At 60.7% G+C, this 22,525-nt stretch carries 20 protein-coding genes and 1 tRNA gene; 9 read left to right on the top strand and 12 right to left on the bottom strand.

From position 1 onward, the window contains the following. The first annotated feature begins 239 nt into the window (after nt 1-239). The 7 genes from ED655_RS00595 (at nt 240) to ED655_RS00565 (ending at nt 6,776) form a co-directional block, all read left to right on the top strand. Nucleotides 240-872, top strand: coding sequence for a Maf family protein (locus ED655_RS00595; RefSeq protein WP_122048591.1), 633 nt, complete (start codon nt 240-242; stop codon nt 870-872). A gap of 82 nt (nt 873-954) precedes the next feature. Next, nucleotides 955-1,030 (top strand) — tRNA-Ala (locus ED655_RS00590). Nucleotides 1,031-1,200: 170 nt separating this feature from the next. Beyond that, nucleotides 1,201-1,494 carry a YtcA family lipoprotein gene (locus ED655_RS00585; RefSeq protein WP_122048681.1) on the top strand — a complete coding sequence of 98 codons (294 nt, stop codon included), beginning with the start codon at nt 1,201-1,203 and terminating at the stop codon, nt 1,492-1,494. A 9-nt stretch (nt 1,495-1,503) separates the two neighbouring features. Next, nucleotides 1,504-2,526, top strand: coding sequence for an efflux RND transporter periplasmic adaptor subunit (locus ED655_RS00580; RefSeq protein WP_162993329.1), 1,023 nt, complete (start codon nt 1,504-1,506; stop codon nt 2,524-2,526). Between the two features lie 86 nt (nt 2,527-2,612). Further along, the gene (locus ED655_RS00575) at nt 2,613-4,727 is read left to right on the top strand and encodes an FUSC family protein (RefSeq protein ID WP_162993328.1); all 2,115 of its coding nucleotides are present in this window, start codon (nt 2,613-2,615) and stop codon (nt 4,725-4,727) included. Between the two features lie 28 nt (nt 4,728-4,755). Continuing rightward, entirely contained in the window at nt 4,756-6,333 is a 1,578-nt protein-coding gene (locus tag ED655_RS00570) for a TolC family protein (RefSeq protein ID WP_122048588.1), read from the top strand. Continuing rightward, nucleotides 6,330-6,776, top strand: a complete 447-nt coding sequence (locus ED655_RS00565; protein ID WP_031240455.1) for a MarR family winged helix-turn-helix transcriptional regulator — start codon at nt 6,330-6,332, stop codon at nt 6,774-6,776. Before ED655_RS00570 ends, ED655_RS00565 begins: the two co-directional genes overlap by 4 nt. Before the next feature lie 77 nt (nt 6,777-6,853). On the opposite strand, the gene ED655_RS00560 is transcribed toward ED655_RS00565, so the two are convergent. The 3 genes from ED655_RS00560 to ED655_RS00550 form a co-directional block, all read right to left on the bottom strand. Next, nucleotides 6,854-7,981: a pyridoxal-phosphate-dependent aminotransferase family protein gene (locus tag ED655_RS00560; RefSeq protein WP_122048680.1), complete on the bottom strand. Its 1,128-nt coding sequence runs from the start codon at nt 7,979-7,981 to the stop codon at nt 6,854-6,856. A 41-nt stretch (nt 7,982-8,022) separates the two neighbouring features. Then, complete coding sequence (locus ED655_RS00555) at nt 8,023-9,273, bottom strand: allantoate amidohydrolase (protein ID WP_240993426.1); 1,251 nt, start codon at nt 9,271-9,273, stop codon at nt 8,023-8,025. Nucleotides 9,274-9,406: 133 nt separating this feature from the next. Continuing rightward, nucleotides 9,407-10,570, bottom strand: coding sequence for an FAD-dependent monooxygenase (locus tag ED655_RS00550; protein WP_162993327.1), 1,164 nt, complete (start codon nt 10,568-10,570; stop codon nt 9,407-9,409). 97 nt (nt 10,571-10,667) lie between these two features. Between ED655_RS00550 and ED655_RS00545 the strand changes: the two genes are divergently transcribed. Next, complete coding sequence (locus ED655_RS00545; protein WP_122048586.1) at nt 10,668-11,318, top strand: TetR/AcrR family transcriptional regulator; 651 nt, start codon at nt 10,668-10,670, stop codon at nt 11,316-11,318. Between the two features lie 80 nt (nt 11,319-11,398). Here the strand turns inward: ED655_RS00545 and ED655_RS00540 are convergent, their stop codons facing one another. The 9 genes from ED655_RS00540 to ED655_RS00500 all read right to left on the bottom strand — a co-directional run bounded on the left by ED655_RS00540 (nt 11,399) and on the right by ED655_RS00500 (nt 21,545). Further along, complete coding sequence (locus tag ED655_RS00540; protein WP_122048585.1) at nt 11,399-12,313, bottom strand: FAD-binding protein; 915 nt, start codon at nt 12,311-12,313, stop codon at nt 11,399-11,401. 2 nt (nt 12,314-12,315) lie between these two features. Beyond that, the gene (locus ED655_RS00535; protein WP_062165572.1) at nt 12,316-13,065 is read right to left on the bottom strand and encodes an electron transfer flavoprotein subunit beta/FixA family protein; all 750 of its coding nucleotides are present in this window, start codon (nt 13,063-13,065) and stop codon (nt 12,316-12,318) included. 59 nt (nt 13,066-13,124) lie between these two features. Then, complete coding sequence (locus ED655_RS00530; protein ID WP_205835955.1) at nt 13,125-14,768, bottom strand: electron transfer flavoprotein-ubiquinone oxidoreductase; 1,644 nt, start codon at nt 14,766-14,768, stop codon at nt 13,125-13,127. A gap of 24 nt (nt 14,769-14,792) precedes the next feature. Beyond that, nucleotides 14,793-15,506: a tRNA (guanine(46)-N(7))-methyltransferase TrmB gene (trmB, locus tag ED655_RS00525; protein ID WP_122048584.1), complete on the bottom strand. Its 714-nt coding sequence runs from the start codon at nt 15,504-15,506 to the stop codon at nt 14,793-14,795. A gap of 9 nt (nt 15,507-15,515) precedes the next feature. Continuing rightward, nucleotides 15,516-16,703, bottom strand: a complete 1,188-nt coding sequence (gene metK, locus ED655_RS00520) for a methionine adenosyltransferase (RefSeq protein WP_062165570.1) — start codon at nt 16,701-16,703, stop codon at nt 15,516-15,518. Nucleotides 16,704-16,849: 146 nt separating this feature from the next. Then, the gene (gene dapB, locus ED655_RS00515) at nt 16,850-17,593 is read right to left on the bottom strand and encodes a 4-hydroxy-tetrahydrodipicolinate reductase (RefSeq protein WP_122048583.1); all 744 of its coding nucleotides are present in this window, start codon (nt 17,591-17,593) and stop codon (nt 16,850-16,852) included. Between the two features lie 5 nt (nt 17,594-17,598). Beyond that, the gene (gene dnaJ, locus ED655_RS00510; protein ID WP_023978273.1) at nt 17,599-18,741 is read right to left on the bottom strand and encodes a molecular chaperone DnaJ; all 1,143 of its coding nucleotides are present in this window, start codon (nt 18,739-18,741) and stop codon (nt 17,599-17,601) included. Between the two features lie 182 nt (nt 18,742-18,923). Further along, nucleotides 18,924-20,828, bottom strand: a complete 1,905-nt coding sequence (dnaK, locus tag ED655_RS00505) for a molecular chaperone DnaK (RefSeq protein WP_122048582.1) — start codon at nt 20,826-20,828, stop codon at nt 18,924-18,926. Between the two features lie 129 nt (nt 20,829-20,957). Continuing rightward, nucleotides 20,958-21,545 carry a nucleotide exchange factor GrpE gene (locus tag ED655_RS00500; protein ID WP_062165566.1) on the bottom strand — a complete coding sequence of 196 codons (588 nt, stop codon included), beginning with the start codon at nt 21,543-21,545 and terminating at the stop codon, nt 20,958-20,960. Between the two features lie 261 nt (nt 21,546-21,806). Here ED655_RS00500 and ED655_RS00495 point away from each other — a divergent pair, with 261 nt between their 5' ends. Next, nucleotides 21,807-22,520 carry a response regulator transcription factor gene (locus ED655_RS00495; protein ID WP_023978270.1) on the top strand — a complete coding sequence of 238 codons (714 nt, stop codon included), beginning with the start codon at nt 21,807-21,809 and terminating at the stop codon, nt 22,518-22,520. The last annotated feature ends 5 nt before the right edge of the window (nt 22,521-22,525 follow it).

Genomic DNA, 22,525 nt, shown 5'->3' with positions numbered 1-22,525 from the left:
TTTCCAAAAACGTACCCCGACTTACCAACACTGTGTACAAACGATAAACCCTTTGGTTTGAGGCATTTGCGCAGGTTATCCCGAAATACCCACAGAAGGCCTGTGTACAACCCACCGGTTCTGCCGAAGGAAGTACAATCCACGGTACTCGGTACGCCCTCTCTCCCAGGTTCGTACAATCCCCATGTACCCCAGTACTGACGGTACTCATTCACCCCTGATTTCAAAGGAGACTCGAGATGGAGTCGAAGCGTGCGAATCCCGGAACGCCAAGGCTGGTACTGGCCAGTGGATCAACGGCCCGGCTTGGTTTGCTGCGTGGTGCCGGTCTCGATGTGGTGTCCTGTCCGGTGGCGCTGGATGAGTCTGTACTGCGTGACAGGATGCGGGCGGAAAACGCGGGTCAGAACGCCATCGCACTGGCGCTCGCAAATGCCAAGGCTCTAGGGTTTTCAACGAATCCGCATTTTATGAGCGCCGATTTCGTGATCGCGGCAGACCAGATTCTGGAGTGCGATGGCGTCGGTTTCGACAAGCCGGAAAACAGGCAGGCGGTCAGGGAACAGCTTATCACCCTGCGTGGGCGTACGCATCGGCTCCAGACGGCTGTCGTGCTGTACAAAGGTGGAGAGAAGCTCTGGGAGCATCTGGCGACACCCGAACTCACCATGCGCGATTTCAGCAATGGCTTTCTGGAGGCCTATATGGAGGCTGAGGGAGATGTACTTCTGTCCTGCGTGGGTGCGTACCGGCTAGAGGGGCCGGGTGTACAGCTTTTCAGTACGATCAGGGGTGATCACGATGCCATTCTTGGTTTGCCCCTCCTGCCCTTGCTGGCTGTACTGCGCGATTTCGGTATCGCGAAAAAATAGTGTCTGGGGGGGTTGCCAGAGGCAGAACCCCCCGCTATACCCGCGCCACTGGCCTGACCCAAGGGGCCGGTTCTGATACGGCGGGGCCATAGCTCAGTTGGGAGAGCGCCTGAATGGCATTCAGGAGGTCGTCGGTTCGATTCCGATTGGCTCCACCATCATCTTCCTCAAAATTCGACTTACGATGCTGCGCTAGGCAAGAATGCAGACGCGCGTGCTTTCTCATGCGACCGAACGGCATGAGATCTTCGTGTTATCAATATGGTTGATATGTAAACCATATCTGTGTCATGGTTCAGGTCTCATTATCAGGATCGACGAGCCAACCATGCGCCTCACCCCATATCCCAGCCGACCAGGTTCGGCCCTGTGGCGGTCACTCCCGTTTTTCATGGCGCTTGGCCTTGCGGGCTGTACACGGGCACCGTTGCAGGATGTGCTGGGATCGTTTTTCCCGTCATGGATGCTGTGTGCCACGATCGGTGCCGTAGCAGCCGCTCTGCTGCGCGCAGTCATCGGGGGCGTCAGTCTGCAGCAGGCTGTGCCTGCCCCGATGCTGACCTATCTCGCTTTCATGGTCGCCATTACCTTCATGGTCTGGCTTGTGTTTTTCGGTCACTAGGCGGTGTCCATGCGCTCTCTTCCATCCCGCATCGGCGGTATCTCGCTCCTTATCCTGTCGCTGGCGGCCTGTGTGATTCTGGGCTTTCTGGTGCTGGATCGCCTGCACAGCCGGCCCCGCACTGAAGATGCCTATATCGCGGCTAATATCGTCCACCTTGCCCCTGAAGTGAGCGGACGCATCGTGTCCCTGCCCGTTCATGACAACCAGAAGGTCAGGCGTGGCGACATCCTGTATGTGATTGATCCTGAGCCTTATACCTACCGGGTGCAGCAGGCACAGGCGCAGGTCGATGGTCTGCAGGCCCAGATTGATGTGCAGACCAGTCAGGTCAGTTCCCAGATATCCCATGCCGGTGCCGAGGCCAGTTCGGTAACCAGTGCGCGTGCGCGGCTGACCCTTGCCCAGGCCACACAAGCCCGTCTGTCCCCTCTGGAGAAGCAGGGTTTCGTGACCCGTGAGGCGCTGGATCAGGCACGGGCTGAAACACGCAGTGCCGAGGCAAGCCTGCAATCTGCCCTGCAATCCGCGCTGGCCGCCCGCCAGGCCGTGCGCAGCGTGGCGCCCCTGCGGGCCGATCTGGCAGCAGCCCAGGCGGCCCTGCGTGAGGCAGAGCGTGACCTGCGTCTGACCACGGTAAGGGCACCCTGTGATGGCATCGTGACAGACCTGAATGTGGCCGCTGGTGAATACGCCACGACAGGCAAGCCAGTCTTTACGCTGGTCGATAATGAGAAATGGTGGGCCATCGCGAATTTCCGCGAAACGCAGCTTGCCGGGCTGGCGCCGGGCCAAAAGGTGACGGTGTATGCCATGGCGCAGCCTGGCACACCTATCAGTGGGACACTCGAGAGTCTCAATGCAGGTGTGGTGCCCGATGAGGGGATGAGCGCCAATGGCCTGCCCAAGGTGCCGCGCACCCTGAACTGGGTGCGCATCGCACAGCGTTTTCCGGTTCGTATCCGGCTTGATAATCCGCCGACTGACCTGATGCGCATTGGTGGCACGCTGGTTGTGGTCGTGATGCGATGAACACCGCCGGGCAGGAGGTGGTGTTGCCAAGGCGAAGGATTTGGCGCGAGGAAACGCCCTCGACCTTTGCCTTCCTCAAAAAGGAAATGACCCCATCTCCCGGTCGGGCACGCAATACGGCCCTGCTCGTGTTTCAGGTGATTGTCACGATCCTGATTGGCGAGACATTCCGCATCCCCGATCTGCCGGTTCTGGTCTTCATCTGCTTCTTCCTGTCAGGCAATGACGCCGCCTCCAATACCAGCACGGCGCTGATGGGCGGGGCGGTGATTGTGGCAGGCACAGGGCTGACGATCCTTTTCCTGATGCTCAGCCTGTCCGAGCCCGGACTACGTCTGCCCCTGATGCTTCTGCTGACTCTTGCAGCAGGGTTTCTGTCACAGGCCATGACCATGGGGTCTCTGGCCAATATCCTGCTCTTCTGGATCGTCTACATGACCATGAGCGCGGATATGCTGCAGAATGTCGGCTATTCGCTGGACGGGTTCATCGGTAACACGACCGATAGTGCCGTGCCCGATGCGGCTTTCATGCCACCCGAAGAAGCCATGTTGCATACCCTGCTATGGGTCGGCGTGGTGTTTGTCATCGCGCTGTCGATCATTGCGGTGGTCAATCGTCTCGCCGGGTATGATCCGCTGACCATGCTGCGGGCCGGGCTTGAACAGCGCTTTCGAGCTGTGGCTCAGGGGTGCGAAACCGGGGCAAGACCTGACACGGCCCAGATGAGGCAGATTGCCTCACTGGCCGATCAGGGCGTGGCCTCGCTGCGCCAGTTTCATGACCTGAGCGTCAAGCTCCATCCTGAAATCACAAGCCGCCATGTCGGGATTGCGATGATCCGCAACACGGCCCGTCTTGTCATGATCCTGCTGGCCTGGAGCAGGCTCGATACAACCGGGCGGGGCACGGCCTTCCTGCACCGTATGGGGCTGATCGTGGCCCAGTGCGGCGCTGTCTATCGACAGGGGCGCGACAACGTGGCCGTGATCGATTTTGACGAGGCTGCGCTCCAACGCCTTGCCGATGAATTCAGCGATGACCCAAAGCTCTACCCGCTGGCTTATGAATTCATTCGTTCAGTCACCATCATTCATGGCCTGCTTGTCCGCCCCGAGACGGTGGCCGCGCAGTTTGCGCCCGAAATCAAGGCGGCGGCTCGCAGCTTTTTCAAGCCGGATGCCTTTACGAACCCGGCCTATCCGCAGGCGGCCATACGGATCGCACTTTCGGTGGTCATCTGTTACGCCATCACGCGTTTTACCTCCTGGCCGGGTATCCAGACCTGCGTCGTGACGTGCTTTCTTGTCTCCCTCGGCACAGTGGGTGACTCCGTTCACAAGATGCTCCTGCGTGTCACGGGCGCCATGATCGGGGCGGTATGCGGCATTGGCACTATCCTTACCCTCATGCCATCCCTCACCGATGTTCTCGATCTCATTCTGGTGGTGATCCCGGTGGCTGCCTTTGCAGGCTGGATCAAGAGCGGCAGCGAGCGCATCTCCTATGCCGGTGTGCAGATTGCGATGGCCTATTTCATGACTATCCTGCAGGGCTATGGCCCGACGCTGGACATGGAGACGGCGCGCAACCGTGTTGTGGGTATCCTGATCGGCAATGTCGTCGTGTATCTGATGGCTGCGGCGCTATGGCCTGTGAGTGCGACCAATGTGGCGCGCAGCCATCTGGTCGGAGCGGTGCGCCAGCTTGGCGGGCTCATTGCCGTGCGGCGCAAGCATCCTGAACAGGCTGTCGATATCGGGCAGGAAATGGAACGCGAGAAATTCGGTCGCGCCATTGCTGCAACGCGTATGGCCCTGCGCAATGCGCCCTTCGAGGAAGAGCGTCTGAAGGGCAACGCCTTCATTCCTGATATCACCCTGCCGCTTGTGCGTGACATCCAGCTTCTTGCCATTCCCGTGGCCGTCATCTCGGATGTGAGGCGCGCGCCTGACGACACTGCACAGGCGCAGGTCGACCAGCTTGTGGGATGGTTCAGCGAACTGGCGCAATGGCTGGAAGACGGCCGCGATGGTCTTGCCCTTCAGATGCGTCTGCCACCCCTGCCCCTGTTGCCTCATGACCCCCAGCGCATGGTGTGGTTCGGTCTGCTCGATGAGGGACTGAGACTGATTATCCAGCGCTATGACCCTGACGCTGAAGCACGGCCCGGACAGGGCGCCATGACAGAACAGGCCTGATGCCCGCCATGCAGCACGGATTTTTCCGATGACCCCAAACCTCGTCTTACACCGCACCCTCCTGTTGCGCGGTCTTCCTCTTCTGATGCTCGGTGCGATGTTGGCCGGATGCAATGACACGCGCGATCTGGCGCCGCAGAGTGCTGATCACGCCTGGCATCCCCACGGGGCGACGGGTCTCACCCTGCCGCCCGACATACGCAATCCTTCTCCCGACTGGCCAACAGGCAAGGGTGTCGGAGGGGCATCATCCGGCGCCGGCCATGCGCAGCATGCCTTGCCGGAGGGACAGGATCATGTGTTGTCGCTGCCGCAGCTGATCGATCTGGCTGAGCGCAACAACCCGCGCACGCGCATTGCGTGGGAGAGCGCGCGGCAGGCGGCCATCGGTGTCGGTATGTCGCGTGCCGCCATGCTGCCCCAGCTTACTTTCTCGGCCATGGGCGGTTTCCAGCGCATGGCACTCCCCCTGCCCAATTATCTGTCGAGCCGCGGTTATCTGACATCGAATGGCGCAGCGGCATTTCCCAAGCTTGAGCTCGATTATCTGCTTCTCGATTTTGGCCGCACGCGGGCCAGAATCAATGAAGCGAAATTCCAGACGCTTGCCGCCAATTTCGGGTTTTCGGCGGTTCATCAGCAACTCATTCTGGATGTGATCAGTGCGTATCACAGCCAGCAGGCGGCGCAGGCCATTGTCGCGGCCTCTCATCATGCCGTGGATAATATGGCGCTTTTGCTGCGTGCTGCGCAGTCGCGTCATGAGCATGGCGAAGCAACGATCGTCGATGTGGCTACGGCGCAGCGTAATCTAGCTCAGGCACGTTTCGATCTGGACAAGGCGGTCGATGCCGAGCATGGCGCCCATCATGCCCTGTTGGAGGTGACCGGCCTGCCTGCCACCCTGCCGCTCGAGATAGAACCGATGCCTGTACAGGCCCTGCCCCAGAGTTCTCCGGGTCAGATCAGGCAGCTTGTGGATCAGGCTCTGGCGTCGCGGCCCGATCTTCTGGCCGATATTGCCAGATTGCGCGCGTCCGACGAAGCCATTGCGGAATCCAAGGCCGCGCTTTTGCCGCGTGTTGCCTTTGCCGGAACAATGTCGGGCTATCTGGGGGCGCTCAAGACCTATGGCACGGGTCGTTCGGCGCCGGCCTCGGCCATTGCACAGCCTGAAGCCGGGGCTTTTCTTCAGGTCAGCTGGCCAATCTATCAGGGGGGCTTGCGTGCCAATGCCATCCACATGGCGCAGTCGCAGCATGATGCAGCCGAGGCGACCCTTCTCAAGGATCGTCTGAGCGTCGAGCGGCAGGTGGCCGACAGTCAGGATGCGCTTGAAACGGCACTTGCCCAGGTAAAATCCGCCCGTGTTCTGAACGATGCCGCCCGCACGGCCAATGAAGGCGCCAGTCAGGCCTATGCGCATGGGGTTGGCACCATGACGGATGCGTCTACAGCAGCTGCGGCCCTGTTCGAGGCGCAGGCATCGCTTGCCGTGAGTGTTGCTCAGGCGTTTACCAAGGCGGCAGCGCTGGCCCATGCAACCGGGCAGCTTGATCTGGCAAATAACATGCCCGACGACATGAATACGGCAGCGCCCCGGTGAGCACAGTGGAAGAGAGCCTGACTCTGGGACGCATGATGGGGCTGATTGCCCGGCGCTGGCGGCAGATCCTCGATGTCAGGCTACGCCCTCATGATCTGACCGATGCGACATGGCAGCCCCTGCTGGAATTGCAGCGATATGGTCGGCCCATGCACCCCAAGGAAATTGCCGAAGCCCTTCTGCTCGACAAATCCTCCATGGTGCGCATCCTCCGCACGCTAGAGGAAAAGGGCTTCATAACCCGTGAGCCCGATGAGGCAGACCGACGGGCCTTTTACGTGCGGATCACCCCGGAAGGTGCCAGGCGCCTCGATGAAGTCCTGCGCTTCTCGCGGGCCATCGAGCAGACCGTCACCGAAGGGATCGATGCCGAGGAACTGGCGATTACCCGCAAAGTAATCGCCCGGATTCACAGCCGACTGAATGGCCCCGGTCTGGATTAGTCCGGCCACGATCAACCGGGCCGGGTCGGCCGAGCCCTGATCGAATGGCTCGGGTCTCACTTGGCCTGCGAGAGTGGTCAGGCCTCGCTCTCCAGAACGGCCTTGAGGGCGGCCAGAGTCAGACGCACCTTGTGCTGCTCGGCATTGTAGCCCATCGCGCCCAGACGCCAGATCTTGCCCACCAGCGGACCAAATGCGGTGCCGATCTCGATCTGGTATTCGTCGCGCATACGGGCCCGCACACGCTCACCATCAATGCCTTCAGGGATATAGACCCCGGTGACATTGCTCATGCGATATGCATCCTGACCGTAGAGCGCCAGGCCAAGACCACGCAGCCCTTCAGACATCGCCTTGCCAGCGGCCACATGACGGGCGAAGCGGTTCTCCAGCCCCTCCTCAAGCACCAGACGGGCACATTCGCGTGCGGCGTAAAGCATCGACGTGGCTTCGGTATGGTGGTTCAGGCGCTTTTCGGACCAGTAATCCATGACCATGGCGAGGTCGAAATAGTTCGAACGGATGAACGGTCGTGTGCCATCGCTGATGTCATCACGACGAATACCGCTCTCGACCTTGCGGCGTGAGAAAATGAACTCGGCAGCCCGGTCAGAGATCGTGATGGGCGCGCTCCCCGGCGGCCCGCCCATGCATTTCTGCAGTCCGGCCGAGACCACGTCGATCTGCCATTCATCGGTGCGGACCGGCATACCGCCGAGTGTCGCCGTGGCATCGACATAGGAAAGAGCACCATAGCGGCGGCAGAGTGCACCGACACCTTCAAGCGGCTGCGCCGTGGTGGTGGAGGTGTCGCCATGAATGGCGGCAAACACGGCGGGACGATGCTCGGCCAAAGCGGCCTCGATCTGATCGAGCGTGGCTACCTGACCCCATTCCAGATCGATCGTGGCAATCTCGGCACCAAGGCGCTCGGCAATCTCGCCCAGCAACATGCCAAAACGCCCGGAGCGGATGAGCAGAACCTTGGCGCCCGGCTCGATCAGTGAGGTCAGGGCGGCCTCGATACCGGCGCGAGCTGAGCCATCGATCAGGAACGTCCAGCGGTTTTCGGTCATGAACACCTGACGATAAAGCGCCATCGTCTGGTTCATGTAATCGGTCATCTCGGGATCGAACTGGCCGAGCATGTCCGCCCCCATGGCCCGCAGCACGCGCGGATGCACATTGATGGGGCCCGGCCCCATCAGAAGGCGCTGCGGCGGGTTGATCTCACCGAAAAAACTGCTCACATCGTTTCTCCAAGTCGCGTGACGAAGGTCACCAGGGCCTGATGCGCCGCCTCGACATCGGCGTCATCGACAGATTCTGCGGGGTTGTGGCTGATCCCGCCCTTGCAGCGGATGAACAGCATGGTCATGGGGGCGAGATTGGCCATGATCATGGCATCATGCCCGGCCTGGCTGAGCAGCATGGGGGGCGTGGTGCCCTGCCGTTCTTCCACGGCGCGGCCAAGCAGGGATGTCAGGCGTTCATCGCAAAGCGCGCCAGCCAGATCCTGTATGCGCTCGATATCGAGACGGATGCGCCTGCGTGTGCAGATGGCCTGCAGCGTGTCACTGACTTCCTGGGCAGCGCTTTCACGCACACCGGGTGTCACCGCCCTGATATCGATGGTCAGAGCGACCTTGCCCGGCACGATATTGGGGGCGCCGTTCTCGACAGTCAGCCAGCCCACTGTGGTCACGAGATCGACCGGGTCCTGTGCGCCGATGCGCTCGATGGCCGAAATTGCCTCGGCGGCGGCGGCCAGGGCATCGCGACGTTCGTGCATGGCCGTTCCGGCGTGGTCGGCCTCGCCTGTCAGCGTGACGCGGAAGCGATATTGAGAGGCGATGCCCCGCACCAGGCCGAGCGGCAGACTGGCGCGCTCCAGATGGGGGGCCTGCTCGATATGCGCTTCGATATAGGCGAAGACGTTCTGCCGTCTGGCGGTATGAAAGCGCGAGACATCCAGCCCCCAATCCGCAAGGGCCTGACGCAGTGACACGCCATCGCGATCGGTGATGCTGTCATCGATCTGCTGCTTCATGCCGGCAGCAGAGCGCGAGCCCATCATATAGGTGGGAAAACGGGAGCCTTCCTCATCTCCAAAACCGATGACCTCAAGCGCAAAAGGCAGTCTGAGGCCGCGCTCGTTGAAATAGGCCACGGTCTCGATGCCGAGCAACACACCCAGCATGCCGTCATAGCGCCCACCATCACGCACGCTGTCCACATGCGAGCCAATCAGCAGAACGGGTGCGTCGGGTGTCACACCCGCATAATGCCCGACGAGGTTTCCCACGGCATCGGTTTCAACACTCATGCCCGCCTGGTCCATCCACTGGGCCAGTCTGCCAATCGTGGCCCTGTGCGCCGGGCCGAGATAGGGGCGAAAGAGTCCATCACTCTGGTCGCTATAGGGAGCGATACCGAGTTCGTCGCAACGCGCCCGGGCCCGGGCGCCGCCTGCCTGAATGTCCATGATCTGGGTCATGTATACAAGCATGTCCCATGCGACCCGGAAAAACAATCGAAAGCTGTCTTCAGAGAGAGATTCGGTCAATCAAGACGCATCCGCGTCATGAGCGCGAATGCAAGGGTAGAGATATCGCGGAAAAGCAGGGGCTTTAGCGAGCTGATTTCCGGTCGACTCTGCCTTCTTTATTCCTGAATCGACGCATGACCTGCCAGAGCATCCTGCGCGCCCGAAGCGACAGGATTGTCGAGGGGACGAAAAGCTCGGCTCTGATACGAACGAAGCGTTGATGCCTGCGGATGAAGGGACGCATTCCGGCTTCGAAAAACCTCAGGGCGGCTTCTGTATCGTCTGGGTACGCGGCGAGCGCAGCACCCAATGCGACACCGCCCATCATTCCGGCAGAAGCGCCCATCCCGGAGTAAAGTGTCAGACACCAGGCGGCATCTCCCAGGAGTATGACGCGACCTTTCGACCAATGGGGCATTTTGATCATCTGTACGTCGTCGGACAGGTAATCATCGCTTTTCTCGAGATCCTCGAGTGCTGCTGAAACGACACCACCGACATCGAGACCGCTGAATATCTTGCGCAAGGCAGATGCCGGTGCCTTGCGTACGAGAGGATCATCTTTTTTCCGACGATAGGAAAACAGGGCTGTGCTCGGTCTTCCTTCAAGAGGAAAAATGGTGAGTGTACGACGCGTATCGGCAATCATGAGTCCGTCGCCGGGCTCCAACCCGGGGACAGGACGCAAGAGAGGGAAAGCACAGAGGCTTGTTTTTAAAGGGTGGACGAACCTCCGATCCGGTCCGAAAATCATGCGGCGCACCTGTGAGTGGACACCATCTGCGCCGATAACGAGATCATATGTCTCTTCATCTGCGTCGGTGCCACACATGTTCAATCTTACGACCACGCCGTTCGGAGCTGCCTCGATCAGGGTCGGGTAGCTCTCGAAGCGGATCTCGACACGCCCTTCGATGGACTGCCAGAGAGCTTCTTCGATATCGCCACGCATCACGGCAATCGGCGTTTCTGTTTCACCTGTCAGGTCGGCAACAACCTTCCGGCTGCCATCCCTGCGGATATCCCAGAACCGCAAGCGCGCCGGGGTACGTTTTTCCATTCTGTTCAGAACACCGAGTTGACGTGCCGCTTCCCGGCCTTCGTCACGCAGGCCAATGAAATATCCGCCCTTGCGCCTGTCGGGAGCGCGTTCGGCAATAACCGGAACCCAGCCTTGCCTCATCAGCGCTATGGCCGCAGACATGCCTGTAATACCCAGCCCTACGATAAGCGCGCGTTTTGTCATGACAGCCTGTTCCAATCGGGGTTATCCCTTATCTGAACATTGAATAGATCGAGCATTACATCAATCTGAACGGTGTTCAATAGAGAGGAAGCAGACGTTGTCCCGTGCGCGTTATCATCATGGCGATCTGCGTATCGCCCTCATCGAGGCGGCAGAAGAAATCATCTGCGAAACAGGGGTGGAGGGGTTTACCCTACGCAAGGCGGCTGGCCGGGCCGGGGTTTCTCCCGGAGCGCCATCGCATCATTTCGGTGATATGAAGGGCCTGCTGACGGCAGTGGCTATTCGCGTATTCAACCTTCTTCGGCAGGCTCTCGATATTCTGCCGCAGACAGATCATCCAGCATCTGACCTGAAATGTCTTGCAGAGGGATATGTCCGCTTCGCGGCTGAGCACCCTGGTTTTTTCAGGCTTATCTGTCGTGTGGATCTAATCGACTGCCGAGATCCTGCTTTTCTGGAAGCGTCTTATACGGCCCTGTCGCCCCTCACCCGCGCCATCGCCGTCTATTATGGTCACGAGATGCCTGAGCGTTCTGACAGAAACGGTCAAAGCAAGAACGGGCGGTTGCTGCGGCCTTATCATGTCAGTGCCATGGCGACCGTGCATGGACTGGCGCATATGGTGCTTGAAGGACGGCCAGCCCTCGTGTTTGAAACCGAGGATCCGGTGCGCACCTTCATGGAGACGGCATTGCCGGATATACTTGCCGCATCCTGGCCGGACAGGGAGACCGTCTTGCGCTGAAAATCGCCAGCAGACGCTTCAGGACAGGCGCGGTAACATGAGCCTGCCCATCCCGGTGGGGCGGGCAGGCTCGAAGGCGATCAGGCGCCCAGTTCGGCCTTGAGCTGGGGCAGGATCTCGAACAGATCGCCCACGAGGCCATAATCGGCCACGTTGAAGATCGGGGCTTCGGGGTCCATGTTGATCGCCACGATCACGCGGCTGTCCTTCATGCCTGCCAGATGCTGGATGGCGCCTGAAAGACCGACAGCGATATAGAGATCGGGCGCCACGATCTTGCCGGTCTGACCGACCTGCATCTCGTTCGGGGCAAACCCGGCATCTACCGCCGCGCGCGACGCACCAATGGCAGCGCCCAGCTTGTCAGCCACAGGCTCGAGCAGCTTGAAATTGGCTGCATCCTTCAGGCCGCGCCCACCCGAGATCACCACACGAGCCGATTCCAGCTCGGGGCGGTCGGAATGAGTCAGTTCGATGCCAACATATTCGGCGTCCGGCACCTCGACTGCAGCAGAGACGGCTTCGATCGGCGCCGAGGCGTCGCCCAGCTTGGCGGCCTCGAAATTGGCGTTACGCACGGTCAGCACCTTGATCGCATCGCGCGACCGCACGGTGGAGAGTGCGCTACCGGCATAGATCGGACGCACGAAGGTATCGGCGTCGATGATCTCGACCACTTCAGTGATCGGCTGCACATCCAGCAGACCAGCCACGCGGGGCAGGGTGTTCTTGCCATAAGCCGTCGCGGCGGAAACGATATGATCGTAATCCTTGGCGCGATCGGCAATCAGGGCGGCAATGCACTCGGCCAGATGCGGTGTGGAGTCTGCATGAAGAACGCGGGTGATCCCCTCGATCTTCGCAGCTTCCTGGGCACCTTCTGCGCCGATCAGCAACACATCGACAGCACCGAAATGGCGGGCTGCGGCAACAGCAGAAAGGCTTGCCTTCTTGATGGCAGCGCCTTCGGCTTCGATCAGAACCAGAGTTGTCATGATCAGATCACCTTCGCTTCGTCACGCAGCTTGCCAACCAGCTCGGCAACGCTCGATACCTTGATACCGGCCTGACGCACGGGCGGCTCGACCACCTTCACTGTTTCCAGACGCGGCGTGATGTCCACGCCCAGCGTATCGGCAGCGATAGTTTCGAGCGGCTTTTTCTTGGCCTTCATGATGTTGGGCATGGTGGCATAGCGCGGCTCGTTGAGGCGCAGATCGGTGGTGACCACCGCCGGGAGTGCTAGGCGCACTGTTTCGAGGCCGCCATCGGCTTCACGCACCACTGTGATGCGCCCGTCCTCGACGGCAACCGAGCTGGCAAACGTGCCCTGCGGCCAGTTGAGACGTGCCGCCAGGATCTGGCCGGTCGCATTCATGTCGTCATCAATGGCCTGCTTGCCCATGATGACCAGACCGGGGTTCTCGCGATCGACAATGGCCTTGAGCAGCTTGGCGACAGCCAGCGGCTCCAGCTCGGCGTCGGTCTGCACCAGAATGGCACGATCGGCACCCATGGCCATGGCCGTACGCAGAACGGGCTGGGCCTCGGCCACGCCGATGGTCACCACCACGATTTCGGAGGCAGCGCCTTTTTCGCGAAGCCTGACGGCTTCTTCGACAGCAATTTCATCGAAGGGATTCATCGACATCTTCACGCCTTGCGTGTCGACGCCGCTGTTATCGGCCTTGACGCGGGGCTTGATGTTGTAATCCACCACCCGCTTGACCGGGACCACTATCTTCATCTGTTTCTCGCCGATCCTGGAATTTGTCGTCAGGGTTCATACCTTATTGCGACTCAAAATCACATACCGACAGGATAATTCGGTCCACCGGCCCCTTCGGGCACACACCAGTCGATATTCTGCGTCGGATCCTTGATGTCGCAGGTCTTGCAGTGCACGCAGTTCTGCGGGTTGATCTGCAGGCGCATGGTGCTGTTTTCCTCCAGCGCCTCATACACACCGGCCGGGCAGTAGCGGCTTTCAGGTGAGCGAAAAATGCCCCAGTTGACCGGCAGCCATTTCGACGGGTCACGCAGCTTCAGATGGACCGGCTGGTCCTCCTCATGATTGGTGCCCGACAGGAACACCGATGAGGTGAGATCGAAGGTCAGCGTGCCATCCGGCTTCGGATAGGCAATGGGCTTGCACTGCTCGGCAGGCTTGAGCGCTTCATGATCCGTATGACGGAAATGCAGCGTCCAGGGTGCGCGGCCACGGAAAATCAGGCTGTCGATCCCGGCATAAAGCGCGCCAAGGCGATTGCCCCAGCGGGCAAAGGCAGGGCGCACATTGCGCGCCTCGAACAGCTCCTTGAACAGCCAGGAGCTCTTGAAGCGTCGCGTGTAGCTCGTTGCCTCGCAGGGGCCTTCACCCCCCAGCGCCTCGGCCACAGCTTCGGCGGCCAGCATGCCGGATTTCATGGCTGTATGCGTGCCCTTGATCTTGGGCATGTTCAGGAAGCCTGCGGAATCACCCGCCAGAACGCCACCCGGAAAGGACAGGCGCGGCAGGGATTGAAAGCCACCCTCTGACAGGGCGCGCGCGCCATAGATCAGACGGCGACCGCCTTCGAGATGCTTCGCAAATTCAGGATGGGTCTTGAGGCGCTGCATCTCCTGAAAGGGAGAGAGCCAGGTATTGCTGTAATCCAGCCCGGTGACAAAGCCGTAGGAGACGAGGTTTTCGCCGAAATGATAGAGCCAGGCGCCGCCATAGGTGCCGTCATCCATCGGCCAGCCAAAGCTGTGCTGTACGAAGCCGGGCTTGTGCTTCTCGGCGGGAATTTCCCAGACTTCCTTGATGCCCAGCCCATAGGTCTGCGGGTCCACACCCTGACGCAGATTGAACTGCTTCATGACGCGCTGGCTGATCGAGCCGCGCACGCCCTCGGTCAGGATGGTCTGTTTTGCCCGCAGGATCATGCCGGGTGCGAAGTTCGGCCCCTGCTCGCCCTCACGCGTGACGCCCATATCGCCGGTGATAACACCGCACAGGCGGCCATCCTCGATATAGGGTTCGGCGGCGGCAAAGCCGGGGTAGATCTCGACGCCCATTTCCTCGGCCTGGGCGCCGAGCCAGCGGCAGACCTCGCCCAGGGACACGACATAATTGCCATGATTGGCCATGGCGGGCATGAGCTTGTCGATGAAGGGAATGGCGAAGCCGCGCTTTTCGGTCAGGAAAAGCACTTTTTCTTCCGTCACCGGGGTTTTCAGCGGTGCGCCGCGTTCCTGCCAGTCGGGGAAGAGCTCGGCCAGGGCGCGGGGTTCGATCACCGCACCCGAGACGATATGCGCCCCGATTTCGCTGCCTTTTTCAACAAGGCAGATCGTGGCTTCCGGCATGAGTTGACGCAGTCGGATGGCGGCGGAAAGGCCGGCGGGCCCTCCGCCGACGATCACCACGTCGAATTCCATTTCCTCGCGTTCGATTTGCGTGCTCATGCGGTGTTCCGATCCAACTCGGTATCAGGCACCGCGGCGCGTGAACGTCCAGTAGAACGGCACGCGGCCTTCGCGGTAGGCCTTGGCTTCATAGCGTGTGGGTGACCAGCCTTCGGGGCGCTCGCCTTTGGCAGGCGGGGGCGCCTCGAACAGATTCTGCGCGCCCATGATCTCGAACACCCAGTCCTGATAGACGGGATGATCGCTCGCAACGCGCCAGACGGCGCCGGGCTTCAGCAGGCGGGCCAGTTCGCGAATATTCTCCGGGTGGATGAAGCGACGCTTGGCATGGCGTGCCTTGGGCCACGGATCGGGGAACATCAGATAGGCGCGGTCGAGGCAGTTATCGGGCAGGGATTTCAGCAGCTGACGCGCATCATCGGGCCAGATACGGAAATGATCCGGCGGTGTGATCGTGTCCTCTTCGCCTTCCGGCACGATGCGGGACATGAGCGAGCACAGCCCGTTCTCGAAAACCTCGGCGGCAATATAGCCAACATCCGGATTGCGCTGTGACTGATCGAGCGCATGTTCGCCGCCGCCGAACCCGATTTCAAGCCAGACGCCCTGAACAGGAGCGCCAGTGAAGGCGGCCTGCGGAGCGGCGGCCTGATCGGGGTTCAGACGGAGCCTGGGCAGAGCCTCATCGAGAAGGCGCTGCTGGCGGGCGCGGAGCGGGTGCCCGCGCTGGCGGCCATAAAGCCGCTCAGGCTGGGACTTGAGAGAGGTGTCAGACAGTTGGGGACCTCAGCGGTTGAGGGCACCGCGCAGCGAGCTGACCAGATCGGTCTGCTCCCACGTGAAGTTGTCCAGCACCGGATCGGGCACGCGACCAAAATGGCCATAGGCCGAGGTCGGCACATAGATCGGACGGTTCAGGCGCAGATGCTTGCGGATGCCGCGCGGCGAGAGATCGACCATTTCGTTCAGCAGCTTGCCGAGACGGGCTTCGTCGATATCCTTGCCCGTGCCATCGAGATCCACATAGACCGAGAGCGGCTTGGACACGCCAATGGCGTAGCTGAGCTGGATGGTGCAGCGATCGGAAAGACCGGCAGCAACCACGTTCTTGGCCAGGTAGCGCGCGGCATAGGCAGCCGAACGGTCAACCTTGGTGGGGTCCTTGCCCGAGAAGGCGCCGCCGCCATGAGGGGCTGCACCGCCGTAGGTGTCGACAATGATCTTGCGACCCGTCAGGCCGGCATCGCCATCGGGACCACCGATCACGAAGTTGCCCGTCGGATTGACGTAGAATTCTTCTTCCGGGCACATCCAGCCTTCCGGCAGGACTTCACGGACCACTTCGCGCAGCATTTCGCGAATTGTGTTCTGGCGCATGCCTTCGATATGCTGCGTCGAGATCACGACCGAGGTTGCGCCAACGGGCTTGCCATCGACATAGCGCAGCGTGACCTGGCTCTTGGCATCCGGCAGCAGGCCGACGCCCAGAGCATGGCCGCTCTTGCGGTAGTCACGAACCTTTTCGAGGATCGACTGCGCGTAATAGAGCGGGGCCGGCATCAGGTGCTCGGTCTCGCGGGTGGCGAAGCCGAACATGATGCCCTGGTCGCCTGCGCCTTCGTCCTTCTCGCCAGCGCTATCGACGCCAACAGCGATGTCGGCGGACTGCGCGTGCAGCAGGGAGGTGATTTCGGCGTTCTTCCAGGAGAAACCTTCCTGGTCGTAACCGATATCCTTGATGGCGTGACGGGCGCGCTCGATCAGCAGCTCGCTGGTGATCGAAGCCGGACCACGAACTTCACCGGCCAGAACGACACGGTTGGTGGTGCAGAGGGTTTCGCACGCAACGCGGGCTTCCGGGTCTGCTTCCAGATAAGCGTCCAGAACGGTATCGCTGATACGGTCAGAGACCTTGTCCGGATGACCTTCAGAAACGGATTCCGATGTGAAGAGAAATTCGCCGTAGTTACGCACTCAGGGACCTCGCAGGGAATGAGTGAAAGAAAGGAGTACGGACGTGCGACAACCTGCGCCCGACCCGCAAGAGAGGGCTGTCCTTAGAGGCATACAGCCGCAGGGGTCAAGCGTTTGTTATGTTTCAGACGCAAGGCACGCCTGTTTCAGCCGCCGAATATTTCCGTCATCTCATATAACCCGGCAGGTTTACCTGCCACAAAGCGGGCAGCCTTAACAGCACCCTGGGCAAAGACCCGTCGGTCGAAGGCACGATGCGACAGGGTGATCTGTTCTGTGCCTGAAGTCAGGATCAGGCTGTGCTCGCCCACAATCTGCCCGGCCCGCAGTGAGGCAAAACCGATAGCCTCCTCACCCCGTACGCCTGAGCGATTGACTTCCATGACGTCGTTCAGCGCGACACCACGGCCCTCGGCAAGACGCTCACCAATGGCGAGGGCCGTGCCGGACGGGGCATCGCGCTTCTGACGGTGATGCGTTTCCAGAATCTCAGCATCATATTCATGGGCCGGAAGTCTGGCGCCGAGCTGACGTGCCAGATCGAGCAACATGGTCAGGCCGGGTGCAAAATTGGCAGCTCGCAGCACCGGGATCCGCGTTGCGGCTGTGCGAATGGCCAGTTCTTCCGCCGCGCCGAACCCTGTCGTCCCGATCACCCAGCCGCAGCCAGCCTCCGCAAAGGCTTCAGCATTGGCCAGTATTGCAGCCGGGCTGCTGACATCGATCACAACATCGCTGCACGCCGCCAACTGAGCCGGATCTGTCATGATACGCTTCTGCGGATCGGCCTTGCGTGCCAGCCCACCGGACAGCTCAAGCCCGGATGCCGCGACTTCCTCGACGCAAAGCGCCCCGAGGCGACCGGTGATACCTGCAATGCCGATACGCATGGCTCTTACTTCCCTTCGAAGAAGTCCTTGACCTTGGCGAAGAACCCCGTGTGCTCGGGATTGGCCTTTTCCTGCTCCTGAGCCTCACCAGCCTCGGCCTCGAAAGCCTCGAGAAGTTCCTTCTGGCGGGCGTTGAGGTGATGCGGCGTCTCCACGGCAACCTGGATATACATATCACCCCGTGCGCTGGAACGCAGCACCGAGAAGCCCTTGCCACGCAAGCGGAAATTCTCGCCCGATTGCGTGCCGGCGGGGATCTTCACCTTGGCGCGGCTGCCATCGATGACAGGCACCTCGATTTCCGTGCCGAGTGCCGCCTGCGTCATGCGAAGCGGCACACGGCAATAGATGTTGGCGCCATCGCGCTGGAAGATATCGCTGCCACCCACCGCGACATGCACATAGAGATCGCCCGGCTGGATACCGCTGCCACCGGCTTCGCCCTCGCCCGTCAGGCGGATTCGTGTGCCATCTTCCACGCCGGCGGGAATGGGAACCTCGATCGAACGTGTCTGCTCGGTTGTGCCGCTTCCCTTGCAGCTTTTGCAGGGATTGCGCACGACCTTGCCCGAGCCCTTGCAGGTGGGGCAGGGACGCTCGACCAGAAAAAAGCCCTGCTGTGCACGCACGGCACCAGCGCCATGACAGGTCGGGCAGGTAACATCGCCGGGGTTGCTGTCAGCCGATCCCGTACCATGGCAGCTTTCGCAGGCGACGCGGGTACGGATCTCGACCGGCTTCTTGACGCCTTCATAGGCTTCGGAAAGCGAGATTTCGACCTGAACCTGAATGTCGTTGCCCGTGCGACGACGACCGCCACCACGACGGCCCCCCATCATGTCGCCAAACATCTCAAAGATGTCATCGAGGCCACCGCCGCCGAATCCGCCCCCGAAACCACCACCGCCCATACCGCCATTTTCAAAGGCAGCATGACCGAAGCGGTCATAGGCAGCACGCTTCTGTTCGTCTTTCAGAACATCATAGGCTTCGTTGATTTCTTTGAACTTGTGCTCGGCTGTTTCATCGCCCGGGTTACGGTCGGGGTGAAAGCGCATGGCCTGCTTGCGATAGGCCTTTTTGAGCTCATCGGCAGAGGCTGTGCGGGAGACTTCAAGAACAGCGTAGAAATCGATCTTGGTGGCCATGGGAGTCCTCGTCAGGAGATCCAGGGATCAGAATATGCGGCCTGTAATGACCAGCGGGGGCAATCAAAGCAACGCGGGTAGAACCGCGCCGGGCTGAACGGCGAAACGCCCGCCCTTCCCTCAGGAAGGACGGGCGTCAAAAGCATCAAGCCTCTGGAGGGGCGAACCCCTCCTCGGGGAGATCAGTGCTTCTTGCTGTCGTCCACGTCCTCGAAATCGGCATCGACGACGTTTTCGTCCTTGGCAGAATGGGCTTCGCCACCGGCGGCACCCTCTTCAGCCTGAGACTGGGCATACACAGCCTGACCGATCTTCATGGCAGCCTGGGTCAGACGCTCGGTCGCCGATTTCAGGGCCTCAAGATCCGTGCCGTTCATGGCTTCACGGGTCGCAGCCACTGCCGATTCTGCCTCAGCCTTGTCAGCTGCCGGAACCTTGTCGCCAGCTTCGGTCAGCGACTTTTCAGTCTGATGGATCAGGGCCTCGGCGCTGTTGCGCTGCTCGACCATCTCGCGCTTGGCCTTGTCTGCCGTGGCATTGGCCTCGGCTTCCTTCACCATACGGTCGATATCGGCATCGTTCAGACCACCAGAAGCCTGGATCTTGATCTGCTGTTCCTTGTTGGTCGCCTTGTCCTTGGCCGACACGTTGACGATACCGTTGGCATCGATGTCGAACGTGACTTCGATCTGCGGCACGCCACGCGGAGCCGGAGCAATCCCGGTGAGGTCGAAATTACCAAGCAGCTTGTTGTCTGCCGCCATTTCGCGCTCGCCCTGATAGACCTTGATGGTCACGGCGCTCTGGTTGTCATCAGCCGTCGAGAAGGTCTGGCTCTTCTTGGTCGGGATCGTCGTGTTGCGATCGATCAGACGGGTGAAGACACCGCCCAGAGTCTCGATACCCAGCGAAAGCGGGGTCACGTCGAGGAGCAGAACATCCTTCACGTCGCCCTTGAGCACGGCGCCCTGAACAGCGGCACCAATAGCCACCACTTCGTCAGGGTTGACGTTGCGGGCCGGTTCCTTGCCGAAGAACTGCTTAACCGTCTCGATGACCTTCGGCATACGCGTCATGCCACCGACGAGAATGACTTCGTCGATTTCAGCCGGGGTAACCGAGGCATCCTTGAGCGCGGCGCGGCACGGGCCGAGCGTACGCTGCACCAGATCTTCAACCAGGCTTTCCAGCTTGGCGCGGCTCAGCTTGACCACGAGATGCTTCGGACCCGAGGCATCAGCCGTGATGAAGGGCAGGTTGATCTCGGTTTCCTTGGAGGAGGAAAGCTCGATCTTGGCCTTCTCGGCGGCTTCCTTCAGACGCTGCAGAGCCAGCTTGTCGCCGCGCAGGTCGATGCCCTGGTCGCGCTTGAACTCGTCTGCAAGGTAGCCAATGATACGGTTGTCGAAGTCTTCACCACCAAGGAACGTGTCACCGTTGGTGGACTTCACTTCGATCACGCCATCGGAAATCTCGAGGATCGACACGTCGAACGTGCCACCACCAAGGTCATAAACGGCCACCGTGCCGGAATCGCGCTTGCCAAGGCCATAGGCCAGAGCGGCAGCGGTCGGCTCGTTGATGATACGCAGCACTTCAAGACCGGCGATACGACCGGCATCGCGCGTTGCCTGACGCTGGGCGTCATTGAAGTAGGCCGGAACCGTGATGACGGCCTGGGAAACGGTCTCACCGAGATAGGCCTCGGCGGTTTCCTTCATCTTGCCCAGCACGAAGGCGGAGATCTGCGACGGGGCGTAGTTCTCGCCGCGGGCGCGGACCCATGCATCGCCGTTATCGCCACGTACGATCTCGTACGGGACCATTTCCTTGTCCTTGGCGACGGTCGGGTCATCATAGCGACGGCCGATCAGACGCTTGACGGCATACAGCGTATCGGAAGGGTTGGTGACAGCCTGGCGCTTGGCGGCCTGTCCAACCAGACGCTCACCGTTGGCGGTGAAAGCGACCATGGACGGCGTGGTGCGTGCGCCTTCGCTGTTCTCGATGACCTTGGTCTCATCGCCTTCGCGGATCGCGACGCAAGAGTTCGTGGTGCCAAGGTCAATACCAATGACTTTGCTCATATTTCAGTCCTTTCAGCGGCGTCATCCGGCCCATTCAGGCACCGGGCAACGCCCTTGTTTTCGTCTCCCTGCCTCGGCAGGGGCGGGTTACAGATAAAATCTAGGAGCGCATGACGAGGGTTTCAAGCCTCATTCTGCGGCTTTGTTGCCGCCCTTTGCCACAACGACCATGGCGGGCTTGAGCAGACGGCCATTAAGCGTCCAGGTGGGGGTCCAGGCCTGCATTACCGTACCATCCGCGTGTTCGTCGCTCGGCTGCTCGGCCATCGCCTGATGCAGATTGGCATCGAATACCTCGCCCACCGGATGCTGGCAGGTAATGCCATTGCGTTCCAGAATGCCAAGGAAAGAGCGTTCCGTGCTCTCGAAGCCCTCGCGCAGCTTGGCGACGAGCCCTTCTTCACCCTCGGCCTTGGGCGGCAGGGAGGCAAGGCCACGCTGCAGGTTTTCAGCCGCTTCGACCACATCCTTGGCGAATTTCTGCACCGCATACTGGCGGGCATCTTCCACTTCGCGCTTGGCGCGGGTGCGGTAATTCTGCATCTCGGCTTCGGAGCGCATCCACTTGTCGCGGAATTCCTCAACCTGGGCTTCCAGCTCGGCAATACGGGATTCAGGCGTCTGGCCTGCCGTATCGGTGGTGGCCTCTGCCGCTTCGGCGGTCTCGGGTGCCGGGGCGTCGTTCTGCGCGTCGTGCAGCGTGTTCTCAGTCGTCATCGTGGTCGCAACCTCGAAAAATCGGGCCCGGTCAGGCCGGGCAGCAAAAGGTCGGCTTCAGCGTACTCCCCCGCAACGGGGCGAGCATGACCGCCAGAAGCCACGGAAACACTCGGGTCGACCATCCAGCGATGTCCGACCGTTTTCGGCAGCCCCGTCTTGGGCGCAGCCGCGTGGTAAGATATAGGTGGCTGTGACAAGCCATATGCCAACCCCCCTTGGATTGGCAACAGGCAGAAATTGAAGGCGGATACATCGCGCATGGAGACGACAAAGCACACCATCGCCCTGGTGGATGATGACCGTAACATCCTCACTTCGGTCCAGATGACGCTGGAGGCCGAAGGGTTTGTTGTGCACGCCTATACCGATGGCGAAGCCGCCCTGCAGGGCATATTGGCGCGTCCTGTCAGTCTGGCCGTGCTGGATATCAAGATGCCGCGCATGGATGGTATGGAACTCTTGCAGCGCCTGCGGGCGCGCTCATCCCTGCCGGTCATTTTCCTTTCCTCAAAGGATGAGGAACTGGACCAGCTCATGGGTCTGCGCCTTGGGGCGGATGACTACATCACCAAGCCTTTCTCGCAGCGCCTGCTGCTGGAGCGCATCCGCGCCCTGCTGCGCCGGCAGGACGCCAGCCGCGCCGAGGGCAGCGGCACGTCAGGCGCAGGCGCCGCTATCGTGCGTGGCAGCCTCACCCTTGATGAGACGCGCCATCAGTGCCTCTGGGCGGGGCAGGATATCATGCTGACCGTCACAGAATTCCTGCTGGTCAAGGCGCTGGCTCTTCGTCCGGGCATGGTGAAATCACGCGACCAGCTGATCGATGCGGCTTACGGCGAAAATATCTATGTGGATGACCGCACCATCGACAGCCACATCAAGCGTGTCCGCAAGAAGTTCAGGCAGATCGATGACAACTTCAACCAGATCGAGACCCTGTACGGCATAGGATATCGCTACAAGGAAGACTGAGCCAG

The organism is Asaia bogorensis (genome assembly GCF_900465345.1).
In the GTDB taxonomy this organism is placed as follows: Bacteria; Pseudomonadota; Alphaproteobacteria; order Acetobacterales; family Acetobacteraceae; genus Asaia; species Asaia bogorensis_A.
The sequence above is the reverse complement of the archived record's forward strand: the minus strand, read 5'-3'. Positions and strand labels throughout refer to the sequence as shown.

Coding starts and splice junctions, on each gene's coding strand:
- ED655_RS00595 (WP_122048591.1), top strand. CDS start 240: ATGGAGTCGAAGCGTGCGAATCCCGGAACGCCAAGGCTGGTACTGGCC.
- ED655_RS00585 (WP_122048681.1), top strand. CDS start 1,201: ATGCGCCTCACCCCATATCCCAGCCGACCAGGTTCGGCCCTGTGGCGG.
- ED655_RS00580 (WP_162993329.1), top strand. CDS start 1,504: ATGCGCTCTCTTCCATCCCGCATCGGCGGTATCTCGCTCCTTATCCTG.
- ED655_RS00575 (WP_162993328.1), top strand. CDS start 2,613: ATGACCCCATCTCCCGGTCGGGCACGCAATACGGCCCTGCTCGTGTTT.
- ED655_RS00570 (WP_122048588.1), top strand. CDS start 4,756: ATGACCCCAAACCTCGTCTTACACCGCACCCTCCTGTTGCGCGGTCTT.
- ED655_RS00560 (WP_122048680.1), bottom strand. CDS start 7,981: ATGGGGCCGGGCCCCATCAATGTGCATCCGCGCGTGCTGCGGGCCATG.
- ED655_RS00555 (WP_240993426.1), bottom strand. CDS start 9,273: ATGACCCAGATCATGGACATTCAGGCAGGCGGCGCCCGGGCCCGGGCG.
- ED655_RS00550 (WP_162993327.1), bottom strand. CDS start 10,570: ATGACAAAACGCGCGCTTATCGTAGGGCTGGGTATTACAGGCATGTCT.
- ED655_RS00540 (WP_122048585.1), bottom strand. CDS start 12,313: ATGACAACTCTGGTTCTGATCGAAGCCGAAGGCGCTGCCATCAAGAAG.
- ED655_RS00535 (WP_062165572.1), bottom strand. CDS start 13,065: ATGAAGATAGTGGTCCCGGTCAAGCGGGTGGTGGATTACAACATCAAG.
- ED655_RS00530 (WP_205835955.1), bottom strand. CDS start 14,768: ATGAGCACGCAAATCGAACGCGAGGAAATGGAATTCGACGTGGTGATC.
- dapB (WP_122048583.1), bottom strand. CDS start 17,593: ATGCGTATCGGCATTGCAGGTATCACCGGTCGCCTCGGGGCGCTTTGC.
- dnaJ (WP_023978273.1), bottom strand. CDS start 18,741: ATGGCCACCAAGATCGATTTCTACGCTGTTCTTGAAGTCTCCCGCACA.
- dnaK (WP_122048582.1), bottom strand. CDS start 20,828: ATGAGCAAAGTCATTGGTATTGACCTTGGCACCACGAACTCTTGCGTC.
- ED655_RS00500 (WP_062165566.1), bottom strand. CDS start 21,545: ATGACGACTGAGAACACGCTGCACGACGCGCAGAACGACGCCCCGGCA.
- ED655_RS00495 (WP_023978270.1), top strand. CDS start 21,807: ATGGAGACGACAAAGCACACCATCGCCCTGGTGGATGATGACCGTAAC.